Origin of the sequence: Pseudomonas sp. RW409, from assembly GCF_003184125.1 — a bacterium.
In the GTDB taxonomy this organism is placed as follows: Bacteria; Pseudomonadota; Gammaproteobacteria; order Pseudomonadales; family Pseudomonadaceae; genus Aquipseudomonas; species Aquipseudomonas chlororaphis_I.
Map to the genome: position 1 here is coordinate 301,521 of NZ_QHHP01000042.1, position 13,867 is coordinate 315,387.

Genomic DNA, 13,867 nt, shown 5'->3' on the forward strand with positions numbered 1-13,867 from the left:
GCACGCTTCCGGCCTTCATGCTTTGCGCCGCGAAATAGCGCTGCCATCCAGGTCGTTGCGGCCCCCTCCTCCTCCCTGCTCCATCACGCCTACTCAGGCAAGGCTTCAATAGCTCGACGCCCCTTGCCCTGTCCCTGATTCGCGGCGGTTTTCCCCTTTGCCCGGATCAGATTATGCGTTATTTTGCATAACACCTGTTTTTAAAAATAAAACTCAGATCTGGCAGGGACAAACATGCATTCGACCGACAATGAATCATCCCTTCAATCACCGCAGCGGCGCTTGCTGCTGCAAGCGCTTGGCAGCGCGGCAGTGGTTGGAGGGCTCGCGCTGAGCACGCGTGCCGCGGCGCAGGCGCTACAAGACAATCGCGACGGCATATTGGACGTAGCGATCATCGGTGGCGGCCTGGCGGGCCTGACTTCGGCACGGGACCTGCTCAGCGCCGGCTGCGAGTCTTTCGCCGTGCTTGAGGCCCGCGATCGCGTGGGCGGACGTACCTACAACCATGACCTCGGCCATGGCGTGGTCTCTGAAGCGGGCGGCCAGTGGATCGGGCCAGGACAAACAGCCATCGCCGACCTGGCACGCCAGCTTGAGGTCGGCACCTTCCCCACCTATTACCAAGGCAAAACCGTCTATCTGCTGGATGACACCAAGGTGGAAGAGGACGTGACCGACGGCCCGAACTCCAACACCGAGCTGGTCGGCAAGCTGAACGAGCTGGCCAGGGGCGTCCCCAGCAAAGCACCCTGGAAGGCAGCGGATGCCGCCGCCCTCGACAAGCTTTCGGTTGGCGAGTGGCTGGTCAGGCAAGGCATCAGCAACCAGGACCAGATCGGATTCAACATGTCCGTGAGCCTGACCTTCGGCACCACCCCAGCCGGCATGGGACTGTTGCACTACCTGTCGATGATCAACTCTTCCGATTGCAGCCTGGAGAAACTCGAGGGGATAAAGGGCGGCGCCCAGGAGACACGTTTTGTTGGCGGCTCCCAGGTACTCAGCCTCAAGATGGCGCAGGCCCTGGGGGACAAGCTCAAGCTGTCTTGCCCGGTGCGCAAGATCGTCGGTTGGGACCGCGACGTCGTCGAACTGCATACGGACCGCGGCATCATCCGCGCCCGGCAGGTCATTGCGGCAGTCAACCCGGCCCTGTGCAACCAGATCACCTTCGACCCGCCCCTCCCCACCGGGCGTGCGCAGCTGCAGCGACTCTGGCCGGCCCACGCGCCCATGCGCAAGACCGTGCATGTCTATGAACGCCCCTTCTGGAGAGACAAGGGCCTGAACGGCCAGATCATCCAGGTCGAAGGGCCGCTGATCCTGGCCTATGACAATTCGCCCCCGGATGGCAGCCTCGGGGTCCTCAGCGGGTTCGTCAGGACCGGGCAACTGCCCCATGATCCGCAAGCCGCGCAGAGCACCTTGTCGGCGATCTACGCCCAGGCCCTGGGGGACGAAGCCTTGCACCCTGTCCAGTTCCACGACCAGGACTGGGGCAAGGTCGACCCCTGGACCCTCACCTGTATCTCGCCAATGCCGCCCGGGTTCTGGACGCAATGGGGCGAGTACCTGAACCCCGCGACCGGTCGCTTGATCTGGTCCGGCACTGAAACCGCGGATCTCTGGGCCGGCTCGATGGACGGCGCGGTCCGTGCCGGCCACCGGGCGGCGCTGGAAGCGCTCCAGGCCCTGGTCCAAGACCGGAGGAGCGCCTGATGAAACGAGCAATAGTGATCGGGACGGTGGTGGTGGCCACGGCGCTGGCTGGGGCTGGTGCGCTCTACGGCCCGGAGCTGGTGGCCGGCTACCGCTTCATGAATACCCTCGACGAGCACAACGCCAGGTACCTGGCCAACGGCGGCGCCTGGCCGCAGCTTCAGGACACCTGCGCCCTGTGCCATGGCGCGAGGGGCCAGCCGGCAAACACCCGATATGCCTCCCTGGCTGGACAATCCGCAGCCTATATCGAGGCGCAGTTGCAGGCCTTCGCGCAAGGGCGTCGGCACAGTGCGCAAATGAGCCCGCTTGCGGCGAATCTGACGCAGGAGCAGATCAAGTTCCTGGCGGATTATTTCTCCCGGCAGACAGCCGGCCAGACCGAGGCCCCGGCAAGCGACCAGGCCCTCGAGCAACGCGGAAAGGCCAAGGTTGCCACCACTGGCTGCGTCGCCTGTCATGGTGAAAACCTCTCGGGCGGCCCGTTGGCGCCGCGGATCGCCGGCCAGGGGCCGCTCTACCTGACGGATCAGCTCACCGCCTTCAAACAGGGCCAGCGCAAGGACCCCACCCAGGCCATGAACGCCCTGGCCAGTACGTTATCGGAAGACGACATCAAGGCAGTGGCCCACTACCTGGGCACCCTGGCACCCGCACCAGGCGCCAAGTAGTCCGCTGTGGGTGAGCGTGGGCAAGGATGCTCACCTCTCCTTGCCTTCCTCCCTGCCTTCCCTCCTCGACCTCCGCCCTGCCCTGACGTTCCTGCGGGCACAAAACATCATGGATATCCGCGTCCGACGTTGCCCCGAGCTCAGGCTCAGGTGGCTGCATGCGGACAGACGCGACCAGCTTCACATCCAACATGCTCGCGCCCCACGTGCCGCGGCTGGTTTGTCACACCGCGACACGTGGGGCGCGAGCAGGCCCGTTCTTGAAAAAACGACTCGTCAGCGTGGCTGCAGGAGCGGCATCGATTCCTTGGTGCGCTCCAGGGCGCCATAGGCGTAGTACATCAGGACCAACAGACAGGCCCAGCTAAGCAACGCCAGCACATAGAAGTTGAACAGCACGTTGGTCTCGTCCCCCGGGATCTTGTAGAAATCGTAGATGCAGGCAATCGTCTGCGCCGCCAGCATGCCGAGGAACAGGCCCAGCGCCAGGATGTGTTCCCCGGCACTCAGCAGACGCAGGACCAGGTAAACGAGGTAGAGGGAGAAGACAGTCCACATGACGACGTAGAAATACGCCAGGAACCCGCCCAGGGCATTGGCAGAGAGGACAAGAGCAAGGGTGACCAGCATACCGCCCGCGAACAGCATGACATCCTTGAAGACCGACGGTTTGTAATCATGGGTGACCGCCATGAAGCCAATGATGGTAATGACTGGAATTCCGACGCCCCTGGAAAACGCATCACAGAAATACGAAAACAAATAAGCCGTTTCCGATCCCAATGAAAAGTACAGCAAAGCATTGGTCGCCGAGAACGCAACGACCAGCCATTCCAGGCCAAGCAGATAGTTACGCTTGCGCAGGAGCTTGAGCCCATAAACCAGTCCCGCCGAAACCAATATGAAACAAGCGGCGCATATAACAATATTCCTGAGTTCCATGACACATACTCTCAATGTTTTTATTGATGTTCGATTCGTTGTTTTATTGCGCAGACAAACTTGTGAGATAGCTGGCAATGGCCTTGCGCTCGTCTGCTGACAAGGTCGCGGCAATGGCCCCCATTGCCCCGGTCAGGTCCTTTCGCCGGCCGTCGGCGAAGGCATCGAGCTGCACCCGGAGGTAGTCGGACCCTTGCCCGGCAAGACGCGGGAACTGTTCGCGGCCCATCAGGCGCTCGCCATGGCAGGCCACGCAGCCGCCTGCGGCGACCAGTTTCTGCCCCTTGTCCCGCAGGCCCGGGTCGGGCTGAAAGGACGAGTCGCGGCTCAAAGGCTGTTTGGCGTAGTAGTTGGCCAGTCGGTCGATGTCCTCCCGGCTCAGGGTCATCGCCAGCGGCGCCATGTTCGGGTTGATCCGCTGCCCGCTGGCGAAGTTGTGCAACTGCGCCGCCAGGTATGGGGCCGGCTGCCCCGCGAGGCTGGGGTAGCGCTGATGTTGCGAGCTGCCTTTGGTTCCATGGCAACCGGTACAGACGTCGGTCAGTTGCGGCCATGGGCCTCCGTCGGCCTCGTAGGCCTCGGTCGAGGCGCTGATGTAGTTCTGCAAACGATAGAGGTCGAGCAAATCCCGGCCATACAGGCCCAGCAGGACGGCAACGACTGCGATAATCCCCAGCACAATCTTTCTTTTCATCTTCGCCTCCTACGCCCGACGCAGGGCATTGAGCACCTGCAAGGCACTCTGATGGCCCGAGCGCACGGCCCCGTCCATGTAGCCCGCCCAGATATCGGCGGTCTCCGTACCCGACCAGAAGAGATTGCCGCAGGGAGGACGCAGGGCCTCGCCATGGGTACTCCAGAAACCAGGTGGAATGGGGGAAACGCAGGTGAGTGTCCAGGGGTCGGCTTGCCCCCAGTCATGCTCGTGATACGACACCGGCTTCAATGCCTCGTCGCCCAGTGCCCTGGCGTAAATCTGGGCCAGCACGCGCTGTGCTTCCTTCAGGTCGGAGGACACCATGGCGTTGGTGACGAAGGCATTGATCACGCCGATTTCGCCCCCCGGCGGGGAGTTGTCGTAAGCCCAGATGACGGGGCCATCCGCCTGGATGACATGCCCGTTCAAGCCTTTTTCCCGCCAGAACGGACGGGAATAGACCATGGACGTCTTGCGCGCCGGGGAGTGGGCGGGCCAGGCACGTTGCAGCGCCGCGCGCTCTTCGGGTAGCGGCGGATCGAACCGGAGCTGATGGCACAATGCGGGGTGGATGGCCATGATCACCCGGCGAGCACGGATCTCCCCCTGGTCCGTTTGCAACCGGACGACTTCGCGGTCCCAGTCGGAAACCTGCCGGACCGGGCACGACAAGCGCAGCCGGTCACCCAGTTGCTGCGCCATCTTGATGCAGAGAATCTGCGAACCACCGACAAGCCGGGTGCCCTGGGCGCTGTCCTTGATCGAGTCGAGCTGCATGTACTCACAGTTGGCCGAGTTGATCATCGACAGGAAATGCAGGAACCCCATCTTCGCCGGCGCCACGCCGCAGGTCAGGAGGAAGCTGGCATTCCACCCTGCCCGGTCCTCGGGCTTGATGGCCTGCCTGGACAGCCAGTCGCCTGCAGAAAGCTTGTCCAGCTCGGCCACCTTCGAAGATTTCCAGGGCGCGCCGCAAGGCACGTCGCGTGACAGTTCGCTGAGCTTCGCCGCGAGCGTCTCATCGGTGCCGAAGGTGCCCTTCAGGTCGATCTCGACCCGCCCGTCGCCGCCAAGAATGACCGTGCTGCCCTCGTAATAGGTGGGGAAGGTACCCACCTCCAGTTCGCGGGCAAGGTCCGCCACGGCGGTCTGTCCAGGCCCGATCCACTGGCCGCCGGCTTCGGACACATAACCCGAGCCCAGGTCGTGATTGAGGGTTCGGCCCCCTACCCGATCCCTGGCCTCGAGGACCACGAATGAGCGGCAACCTGCCTGTTGCAGGTCGCGGGCGGCGGTCAGGCCGGCCAGCCCGGCGCCGATGATGACGACGTCCAGAACATCTCCCCTGTCAGTGGCGGAGTCTGTTTTTCCTGGCCCTTCAGCGGCATTTGCCAGCCCCGCTTTCAGGCCGAGGCTTCCTACCGCTGCCGAGGCGCCGGCAAACTTGAGCAGTTGCCTTCGTCTTAAATCGAGCGGAGTGTCAGGGGTGGGCTTCTTGTTCATACAGGGTGCCTCACGTGTTTTTTATTAAAGTAATCACTCATTGATGAGTGTCATTTCGGCAATAGAAGAGTGACAGCGGCGTTGTACCCGACAGCAACTTTCAGTTCGCCAGAACACAACGGGCGAAGTCATCAAGTTTAAAAACCAGGGTGCGCAGCCAAGTGCATCAAGTTGTTGTTATATGTCCAGCCATCTGTCGAATCTTGAACATCGACAAGTCTGTTAGTTACTGATTGGAAACACGGCGTGCTTTGCGATTGACGTGCTCGTCCATCCTGTGCACCAGGCCCAGCGCCAGGTTGACGGCGCACCACTGCAACGGCTCGGGCAGCGTCGAGGGGGTCTTGTGGCGCAGGGCCGCGAGCAACGGATGCTCGATGCCGCCAATTCGCTCGGCCAGCAGGTGGCCCATGAGTGATTGGGTGGCGACGCCATGCCCGGAGCACCCGGCGGTGTAGAGAATATTGCCCTGCTCTCCCGTTTCACCGACTACCGGCAGTGCGTCGTAGGCAAGGCTGATGTAGCCACTCCAGCATGACTGGATACCCAGGCCGCGCAAGGTCGGGAAGCGGTCTTCGAGTGCTGTTGCCAGTTCGTGATAAGCAACGTTGTCCGGCACATTCGGTGTCTGGGATCCATACACATAGCTGAGTCGCTTGGTCGTGACAACCAGCGTATTGCGAGCGGTCAGACGATGACTTTCCATGGTCCAGTGAGGCGTCACCAGACCTTCGCGGCCTGGCCAGCCCAACGAGGCCAACTGCGCGGGGGACAGCGGCTGGGTCTCGATCGCCGACACCCGCAACGGCACCACCTTGTCGCGCAGCAGGCCAAGCTGCGGTGTATAGGCATTGGTGGCGAGCACCAGATGCGGGGCGCTGGCACTGCCCCGCGCGGTGTTGCACTGGATGATCGGGCCTTCGCTGTAGGACAGCAGCTCAGTGTTCTCATAAATCTTCACACCGGCCTGAAGCGCCGCGCGACGCAGTCCCATCACGTACTTGCCGGGGTCCAGCGTACCGCCGTGTCGCTGCAGGCAGCCAAAGAGAAACGCCGGGGGTATGCCACGAGCGCGCATCTCGGCCTGGTCGAGGAAGCACGCGGACGAGCCCAGCTCGAGACCGATCTGCATGCTCTCGCGCAACTTCTTTTCCTGTGAGGGATGAACCGCCGCCCGAATGATCCCGGAGGCGTTGTAGTCGCAGTCGATACTGAGTTCGCGCAGCCTTCTTTCCACGTAGGCAACGCCCTCGTCATAGAAGGCGACGACTTTCTTCGCCTTCTCATGACCTACGCGCTTGAGGAACATCTCGAACTCGATCCCCAGGCTACCGGCGAGATAACCCGCATTACGGCCACTGGCGCCAAAACCGGCGCACTCTCGCTCGAGAACGATCACCCTGGCGCCAAGGGCGGTAAGCTCTAGCGCGGTGGACAGGCCGGCGAAGCCGGCGCCGACCACGATGACGTCGGCGCTGACATTACCCTCCAGTTCCGGTTGCAGATCGTCCGGTCGCTCCATCCACCCGCCGAGACTGCGAAACTGCCCCGGGCCAGAGGTGGCCTTGATTTCATCGCCCCGACGGGTCGTGGACATGGACTGTTCTCCTATCGACTCAAGATGTGAATGGCGACGGCAGCTTCCTCGACACCCAGAAGCCCGCCACCGTTTTCCTGGATTGCATGACGCGCGCCCTCGACCTGACGCGCACCCGCCTCGCCCCGCAACTGGGTAGTCAGCTCATACAACTGGCCGATGCCCGTGGCGCCCAGTGGGTGGCCCTTGGATTCCAGCCCGCCAGAGGGATTGATCGGGATCCGCCCGCCCACGGTGAAGTCACCGCGCTCGGCGCACACACCACCCTGCCCCAGGGGCGCCAGTCCAAGGTTTTCCGACTGGATGATCTCGCCCATCGCCGAGGCGTCATGCACCTCGGCGACGTGCATGTCCTGCGGCCCCAGGCCGGCGATCTCATAGGCCTGGCGGGCGGCAAGGAGGCTGACATGCTTCTCCGGCTCGCTCAGGTCCCGCAGGGTGAAGCTGCGGATCACGCTGGCGGCGATCCGCACGCAGCGCTTGGGATCGGCACCGATGCGCTTGAGGCCCGCCTCCGTGCAGAGGATGGCGGCGGCCGCGCCGTCGGACAGCGGCGCGCACATCGGCAAGGTGATCGGATACGTGATGGGCGGCGCGGCCAGCACCTCCTCGATGCTGAAGGTCTTGCGGAACTGGGAATAAGGGTTGTGTACCGAATGCTGGTGGTTCTTGGCGCACACCGCTGCGATCTGCCGCTGGGTGGTGCCGTAAGTCTTCATGTGCCAACGGCACATGGCCGCATAGATGGCCATGAACTTGCTGTATGGACGATCGGACTCCGACCCGGCCGGGGGGACGATGCCCTCCCCCATTTTCACCAGGATCTCGTAGTTCTCCTCGGCGGTGGAAACGTCCCAGCCCGTCTCGAACAGTGACAGGGCCTTGAGCTTGTCCGCCACGTTCATCTTTTCGACGCCCAGCGCCAGCGCCACATCGGTGGCGCCGGCGCGCAGGCTCTGCACCGCCAGGTGCACCGCGGTACTGCCAGAAGCGCAGGCGTTCTCGACGTTATAGACCGGCACCCCTTCGATGCCGATCTTGCTGCATACCACCTGCCCCGGGATGGAAAACTGGCCTTGCAACGGGCCGTTGGTGATGCCGGCGTAGAAAACGGCGCCGATGTCCGAACGCTGTGCGTTGGCATCCGCCAGCGCGCCCTGCAGAGCTTCCAGGGCCAGGTTCTGCAGGCTGCGCTCCGGATGCCGCCCGAACTGGGTCATGGCGATGCCGGCAATATAAATGGGTTCCATCAGATAACTCCTCGACTTCAGATCTGACGATCGACGCTTTGCCAGTAATGGGCACGCAGATCCTTCTTCAATACCTTGCCGACCGGACTCCGTGGCAGCGCATCGATGAAATCCACGCTCTTGGGAGCCTTGACCGAACCGAGCCTGGCCTTGCACAGGCTGATCAGTTCTTCGGCGCTGACGCTTTGGCCTGAACTTAACTCGACCACCGCCTTGACGCTCTCGCCCCAGGTTTCGTCCGGCACGCCGATCACCGCGCAGTCCTGCACCGCCGGGTGGGCCCAGAGCACCTGCTCGACCTCGCTCGGATAGACGTTGAAGCCACCCGAGATGATCATGTCCTTCTTGCGATCGGTGATGTGCAGGTAGCCATTGGCGTCGAGGTGGCCGATATCGCCGGTGTGCAGCCAGCCATCGATGATGGTTTCGGCGGTCTTTTCCGGGGCCTTGTAGTACCCCTTCATCACCAGGTCGCCGCGCACGCAGATCTCGCCGGTTTCGCCCTGGGCCAGGATATTGCCCGCGTCGTCGATGATCTCGACCCGGATCAGCGGATTGGGACGCCCCACCGAAGACAGCCGCTCGTCCGACGCCAGCTGGCCGCCATGCAGGTGCTCGCTCGGCGGCAGGTTGGAAATCGATGCCGGCGCTTCGGTCTGGCCGTAGCCACCCGCCATCACCGGGCCGAAGGTCTCGATCGCTTGCTTGAGCTTCTCCACCGACATCGGCGCCGCGCCGTAGAGGAAGTATTTCAGCGAGCTGAAATCGACCTTCTGCGCCAGATCGGGCACATCCAGCAGGCGATAGATGACCGTGGGCGGCAGGAAGGTCTCGGTGACCTTGTACTTGGGAATCATCGCCAGCATCAGCGCCGGATCCGGCTTGGTGATCACCACCACGGTGCCGCCCCGCGCGGAACACGGCAGGGACAGCGTGCCGGCGGTATGGGTCATCGGCGCCGCCGCCAGGTTGACGGGACGATGCTCGTCTTCATAAGGGAAGTTGATCATGAAGTGGGCACAGAACGTCTGCACGCTCCGATGGGTGTTCATCACCCCCTTCGGCATCCCCGTGGTTCCCCCCGTGGGCGAGATCGCCACCACGTCGTCCATGTCATAGTCGACCTGGGGCACGCTGCTCGGCTGGGCATCGCTCCAGGCCGAAAGAGAAGTCGCGCCAGGCAGGTCGCCGTCGAGGCAGATCCACAACCTGATCTTCGGCAGGCTCGCGCGCAGCGAGTCGATGACCGCGGCAAACTCCTTCTGGAAGAACAACACCTCACAGTCGAACGCATCGAGCACGTAGCGGTTCTCTTCGGCGCTGTTGCGCGCGCCGACGGGAATCCAGCACAGGTTGGCGCGCCAGAGTCCCAGCGTGCAGGTCCAGCCCACCACATCGTTGGTTGACCAGATCGCCCCCTTGGTGCCCTTGGGCAAACCCTCGGCCAACAGGGCGTTGGCGATACGGCATGACCGATCGCGGACTTCGGTGAACGTAAACACCCGATCGTCCTGGATATAAGCCGCGCCCTGCGGATTGATCCGCCAGCCACGGTCGAAGAAATCAATAATCGCCATGTCTGTCACTTCAGAGTTGGGTGATGGTTGCGCGGGCCAGGCCACGCTGCTCGAGGAAACCCAGCAGGTAGCGATGGCCGAAAGCCTTCGAGGCCGAGGCAAAACCGACCTTGGCGGTGTCGTTGTCCAGCAGCTTGGTCACTGCCGCGGCATGCAGGGCGCCGGTGGCGATGTAGGGGGTGATGCCGTGCACGGTGGCACGCACCGCCGTCAACTGACCGCGGCCGATGGCGAAGTCCACGGTGCGCTGCAAGGTGCCGCGTTCACGAGGGGGCATGCTCGGCGTTGTCGAACTCACCAGGCTCTGGATGACGGCGTCCTGTTGTTCCTTGGGCAAGTGTTTGTATTCAGCGTCCCACTTCTCGTTCAGTCCATGGACGACTTTCATCACCGGGTTGTCGTAGAAACCGACACAGGACATGCAGCTGCGAACGCGTGCGTCGCGCTCGAAGTACACGGGCAGCGAAGTGCCGCCCCAGGGCAGGCAGAACACCGACTCCATGAGGTCGGGCGAAACGACATTGAAGCTGGCATTGGGGGCGTACATGACCAGCTCTTTCTCCCACAGGTAAAAGGAGTCATGGCGGCAGCCCTCGAAAATCGTGGCGGTCGATCCCACGGTGACACCAGCGCCACGGCCACGAGGCCCGCGGGTCAGGGTCGCGGTTTCCAGGGAGTCGACCCCCGGGGTTTCCAGCGCCAGTTCGGCGGCAATTTCAGCGAAGGTGTACATATAGGCAAGAGAGGGAGAAAGCAGCAGCCCGGCCTGACGGAATTTTTCGCCGAACTGATCGCGCAGGGCAAGGATATGCTGCTGCTCGCCGGCCGGATCCAGGTAGTGGCAGCCGGCATTCAACGCCGCCTCGACGGCCGTCAACCCAAAATTGACGAATGGACCGACCGTGTTGCAGACCACGCGCGCGCCCTTGAACACGGCGCTCAGAGCCTGGACTTCGTGCGGGCACTCGAGGATTTCGTAAGTGGCCGACTCCAGTCCGACGACACGTTGCGCCATCATTTCCTGGGCACGGCTGGCGTTACGTGCGACCGCGGTAAACGGAATGTTCTGGTCGATCAACCAGTCCATCATCAACATGCCGGTGTAACCACTGGCGCCATAGACAACGACAGGATATTTAGCCATTGGAGTGTTCCTCATTGTTGTTATTGGATGAGTGTTGCCGGGGGATCCTTCAGGATCAGTTGTTCGCCCAGCCTTCGGCGTAGAGCTGTTGGGCCAGCAGCCCCAGGCGCATGGTCAGGACACGGTTCTCGCCGTCCTCGATCAGCGCGGACTGTGTATCGCGCAACAATTTCTCGATCGGGTATTCACGGGTGGTGCCGTTACCGCCGAACAGGCGGAAGGCTTCCTCGACCACGGCCATCGCTTCTTCGGTCACCGTGACTTTGGCGGAGGCAGTGGCGTAAGGATGGGTCTGCGGTGACAGGCGCGCGAAGCTCAGCGAACGCCGGGCGACTGCGCGGGCGATTTCGACCCGGCGCAGCATTTCGCCGAGGCGCAGGCGGGTCATCTGGTGGTCGATCAACATCCGCCCGCCCTGCCGGCGCTCGTGGCAGTACTGCAGCGCATATTCGAAGGCCGCCCGGGCGACGCCGGTGAACACCTGGCTCATGTGCGTACCGGCATAGGACCAGGAGGAGCTGACGGCACCGTAATAAGCATCGCGCTCGGCGATGGCGTAGCGCCGGGGCACCCGTACGCTGTCGAAATAGATCTCGCCCTGGGGCAGAGAGCGCTGACCGATCTTGTCCAACGGCTTACCCTTGGACACGCCTTTGAGATCCAGCGGGATGATGACGGCAATGCCATGGGGCAAGCCGTCACGGTCGTAGAAACCATCCCCGTAATCGGCGCACATCAAGCCGAAAGCCACCTGCGCCACCGCACCGTTGGAGACCCAGGCCGAACTCTGGCCGTTGATGATGATCTCGTCGCCGACCACCTTGGCGGTCAGGTTGCCGATATTGGCCTGCTGCCCCGCGGGCCAGTCGCGCGCTATATCGAAGAGTTGGTTGTCACTGCCGCGATCGGGCTGGGTGGCCATCCAGCAGCCGATCCGCCCCTGGCAAAGCTCTATCAGTTCGGTATTACCGGCGGCGACGGCCATCTGCAGCGGAAAGCCGGCGCAGCCGAGAGAAACCGCCAGGCCGGCATCGCCCCAGCCGAGTTCTTCGCCGATCAGCGACTCGATCCGCACCGCCATCTCCGGCGGCAGCTCCGCCAGCAGTGCCGGGTCGAGTCCCAGCTTGGCGAACTCGCCGAACAACGAATAGTAAGGCGAGCCTGGGGCGACGACTTCCTCGGAACTCATGCGATCGAGCTCGCGACCCAGCGGCCGCAAGACGTCCTTGGCAAAACGATGCACGGAAGCCTGGATCGCAGCTTCTTCCTCGCTCAGCGGGGTTTCGAAACCGGACAGCCCGGCAGCGGGCAAGGTCAGGGTGGGCTTGAGCGAGATCATCAGAGCACCTCCAGCGAGAACGTGTTGCGAGCCGCCGCGCGACGCGCGCCGGGACGATCGAAGCCGAGCGATCCGCCGGGAAGTGCTCCCGAGCGCGATCCAGTGATGCGAGCTTTCATGTGCAACCTCCTGCGTCTTGTTATTTGAGATCGACTCTAACAAGGTGATTTATTTAACGCAACATGTGTTACGTAAATTAATCGCGGGTGCATGAACGGGCAATCTACAAGCGCGAAATGTCCGCGAAAGCAGACCGGAAAAAGAGCCTGGGCCCTCGTCGACACAGGCAGAAAAGCCCTACCTGGCAAGGCTTAAAAAGAAGGGGCCACGCCTGGAGTGGAGTACTGCACGGGCCCCTTAAAGGATGAAGATCAGGACCTGGCTCGACGCCTGAAGCGCCGCGCCGGTCCACTTGGAACAGGTACCGCGGACTCACTCACTCGGGTGTATCGTCCCCTCCTCCTGGCCTTGCATGGACACCACACCCCGTCGCGAAAACAGGATGGGCGAGCCGTTGCCGTTCAACAGCGCAGCCGTCAGCGAAACACCCTCGGCACTCTGCTGTTCCTGGAAGTTCAGCCCGCCGTCGCTGCTGCTCACCATCAGCCCATCAAGGCCGACCACGACGACCTGCTGCCCCGCTACCGCGATGCCGGTTACCGAGCTCTTGCTCTTCAGGGGTACGCGTTTCCAGCTCAGTCCGTCCGCGGAGCCATGCAACAGCGTGCCCCGCTGGCCGCCGACCAGCAGCGACCCATCGGCCAGCACCGCTCCCGTCCAGAGGGTGCCGGCATAACCGCTATCCAGGTAGCGCCAGTGCTTGCCCTGGTCATCGGAGCGCAGCACCTGGCCGCGCTCGGCGGTGGCGTACAGGCGCCCCTGGTGGTCGGCGAAAAGCCCCATCAGGTTCAGATCGGCGCGACTCGCTCCAGGCGGTGCCTGCAGCTTCTGCTCACTCCAGTTGAGGCCGCCGTCGTCGGTGGTCAGCACCTGCGACCACAGGCCCACGGCGACGCCCTGCCTGGGATTGAAGAAATGCACGGCAAACAACGGCCGATCCTCGGCGCTGGACAGCCGCTGCAGCTGCCAGCTGTCACCGCCGTCGGTGCTGGCGAGGATCGCGCCCCAGTGGCCGACCGCCCATCCCTGCCTGGCGTCGATGAACGAGACACCGGTCAGGGGCGTGGACAGCGGCACGGCCGCCGCCTGATGAAAGCTGTGGCCCTTGTCGTCGGACAGCAACACCGTGCCATGGTCGCCAACGGCGACCAGGCGTTCCTGGGCCCAGCTGGCACCCAGCATGGTGGCCGCCGTGGCGTTGGCTGTCCGGGTCGCCGGTACTGGCTGTACCGGTGCGGCTTGCACTGTGGCCAGCGGTAGCGCGCTGGCGAACAGGGTCGCCATGAGGCAAATCAGGTTTCGCAT

Annotated in this window: 11 protein-coding genes; 2 read left to right on the plus strand and 9 right to left on the minus strand. The window is 63.0% G+C overall.

Features of this window, described 5'->3' with window-relative positions; genetic code table 11:
- Positions 1-234 precede the first annotated feature (234 nt).
- The gene (locus tag DK261_RS28385; RefSeq protein WP_009049056.1) at positions 235-1,722 is read left to right on the plus strand and encodes an FAD-dependent oxidoreductase; all 1,488 of its coding nucleotides are present in this window, start codon (positions 235-237) and stop codon (positions 1,720-1,722) included.
- Positions 1,722-2,393 carry a c-type cytochrome gene (locus DK261_RS28390; RefSeq protein ID WP_009049055.1) on the plus strand — a complete coding sequence of 224 codons (672 nt, stop codon included), beginning with the start codon at positions 1,722-1,724 and terminating at the stop codon, positions 2,391-2,393. Before DK261_RS28385 ends, DK261_RS28390 begins: the two co-directional genes overlap by 1 nt.
- Before the next feature lie 276 nt (positions 2,394-2,669).
- Here the strand turns inward: DK261_RS28390 and DK261_RS28395 are convergent, their stop codons facing one another.
- The 9 genes from DK261_RS28395 to DK261_RS28435 form a co-directional block, all read right to left on the minus strand.
- A complete protein-coding gene (locus DK261_RS28395; protein ID WP_009049054.1) occupies positions 2,670-3,335 on the minus strand; it encodes a hypothetical protein in 666 nt (221 codons plus the stop codon).
- Between the two features lie 43 nt (positions 3,336-3,378).
- Positions 3,379-4,029 (minus strand): c-type cytochrome, encoded by a 651-nt coding sequence (locus tag DK261_RS28400; RefSeq protein ID WP_016703011.1) that lies wholly within the window; start codon positions 4,027-4,029, stop codon positions 3,379-3,381.
- Between the two features lie 9 nt (positions 4,030-4,038).
- Entirely contained in the window at positions 4,039-5,535 is a 1,497-nt protein-coding gene (locus DK261_RS28405) for an FAD-dependent oxidoreductase (RefSeq protein ID WP_009049052.1), read from the minus strand.
- A gap of 226 nt (positions 5,536-5,761) precedes the next feature.
- Positions 5,762-7,132, minus strand: a complete 1,371-nt coding sequence (locus DK261_RS28410) for an FAD-binding oxidoreductase (protein WP_009049051.1) — start codon at positions 7,130-7,132, stop codon at positions 5,762-5,764.
- An 11-nt stretch (positions 7,133-7,143) separates the two neighbouring features.
- Positions 7,144-8,382: a thiolase family protein gene (locus DK261_RS28415; RefSeq protein ID WP_009049050.1), complete on the minus strand. Its 1,239-nt coding sequence runs from the start codon at positions 8,380-8,382 to the stop codon at positions 7,144-7,146.
- 17 nt (positions 8,383-8,399) lie between these two features.
- A complete protein-coding gene (locus tag DK261_RS28420; RefSeq protein WP_009049049.1) occupies positions 8,400-9,959 on the minus strand; it encodes an AMP-binding protein in 1,560 nt (519 codons plus the stop codon).
- 10 nt (positions 9,960-9,969) lie between these two features.
- Complete coding sequence (locus tag DK261_RS28425) at positions 9,970-11,103, minus strand: trans-acting enoyl reductase family protein (RefSeq protein ID WP_009049048.1); 1,134 nt, start codon at positions 11,101-11,103, stop codon at positions 9,970-9,972.
- Positions 11,104-11,158: 55 nt separating this feature from the next.
- Complete coding sequence (locus tag DK261_RS28430) at positions 11,159-12,442, minus strand: acyl-CoA dehydrogenase family protein (protein WP_009049047.1); 1,284 nt, start codon at positions 12,440-12,442, stop codon at positions 11,159-11,161.
- 432 nt (positions 12,443-12,874) lie between these two features.
- Entirely contained in the window at positions 12,875-13,867 is a 993-nt protein-coding gene (locus DK261_RS28435) for a YCF48-related protein (protein WP_009049046.1), read from the minus strand.

What these genes read in the sequence shown, in the direction of transcription:
- DK261_RS28385 (WP_009049056.1), top strand. Translation starts at nt 235, where the DNA reads ATGCATTCGACCGACAATGAATCATCCCTTCAATCACCGCAGCGGCGC.
- DK261_RS28390 (WP_009049055.1), top strand. Translation starts at nt 1,722, where the DNA reads ATGAAACGAGCAATAGTGATCGGGACGGTGGTGGTGGCCACGGCGCTG.
- DK261_RS28395 (WP_009049054.1), bottom strand. Translation starts at nt 3,335, where the DNA reads ATGGAACTCAGGAATATTGTTATATGCGCCGCTTGTTTCATATTGGTT.
- DK261_RS28400 (WP_016703011.1), bottom strand. Translation starts at nt 4,029, where the DNA reads ATGAAAAGAAAGATTGTGCTGGGGATTATCGCAGTCGTTGCCGTCCTG.
- DK261_RS28405 (WP_009049052.1), bottom strand. Translation starts at nt 5,535, where the DNA reads ATGAACAAGAAGCCCACCCCTGACACTCCGCTCGATTTAAGACGAAGG.
- DK261_RS28410 (WP_009049051.1), bottom strand. Translation starts at nt 7,132, where the DNA reads ATGTCCACGACCCGTCGGGGCGATGAAATCAAGGCCACCTCTGGCCCG.
- DK261_RS28415 (WP_009049050.1), bottom strand. Translation starts at nt 8,382, where the DNA reads ATGGAACCCATTTATATTGCCGGCATCGCCATGACCCAGTTCGGGCGG.
- DK261_RS28420 (WP_009049049.1), bottom strand. Translation starts at nt 9,959, where the DNA reads ATGGCGATTATTGATTTCTTCGACCGTGGCTGGCGGATCAATCCGCAG.
- DK261_RS28425 (WP_009049048.1), bottom strand. Translation starts at nt 11,103, where the DNA reads ATGGCTAAATATCCTGTCGTTGTCTATGGCGCCAGTGGTTACACCGGC.
- DK261_RS28430 (WP_009049047.1), bottom strand. Translation starts at nt 12,442, where the DNA reads ATGATCTCGCTCAAGCCCACCCTGACCTTGCCCGCTGCCGGGCTGTCC.
- DK261_RS28435 (WP_009049046.1), bottom strand. Translation starts at nt 13,867, where the DNA reads ATGCGAAACCTGATTTGCCTCATGGCGACCCTGTTCGCCAGCGCGCTA.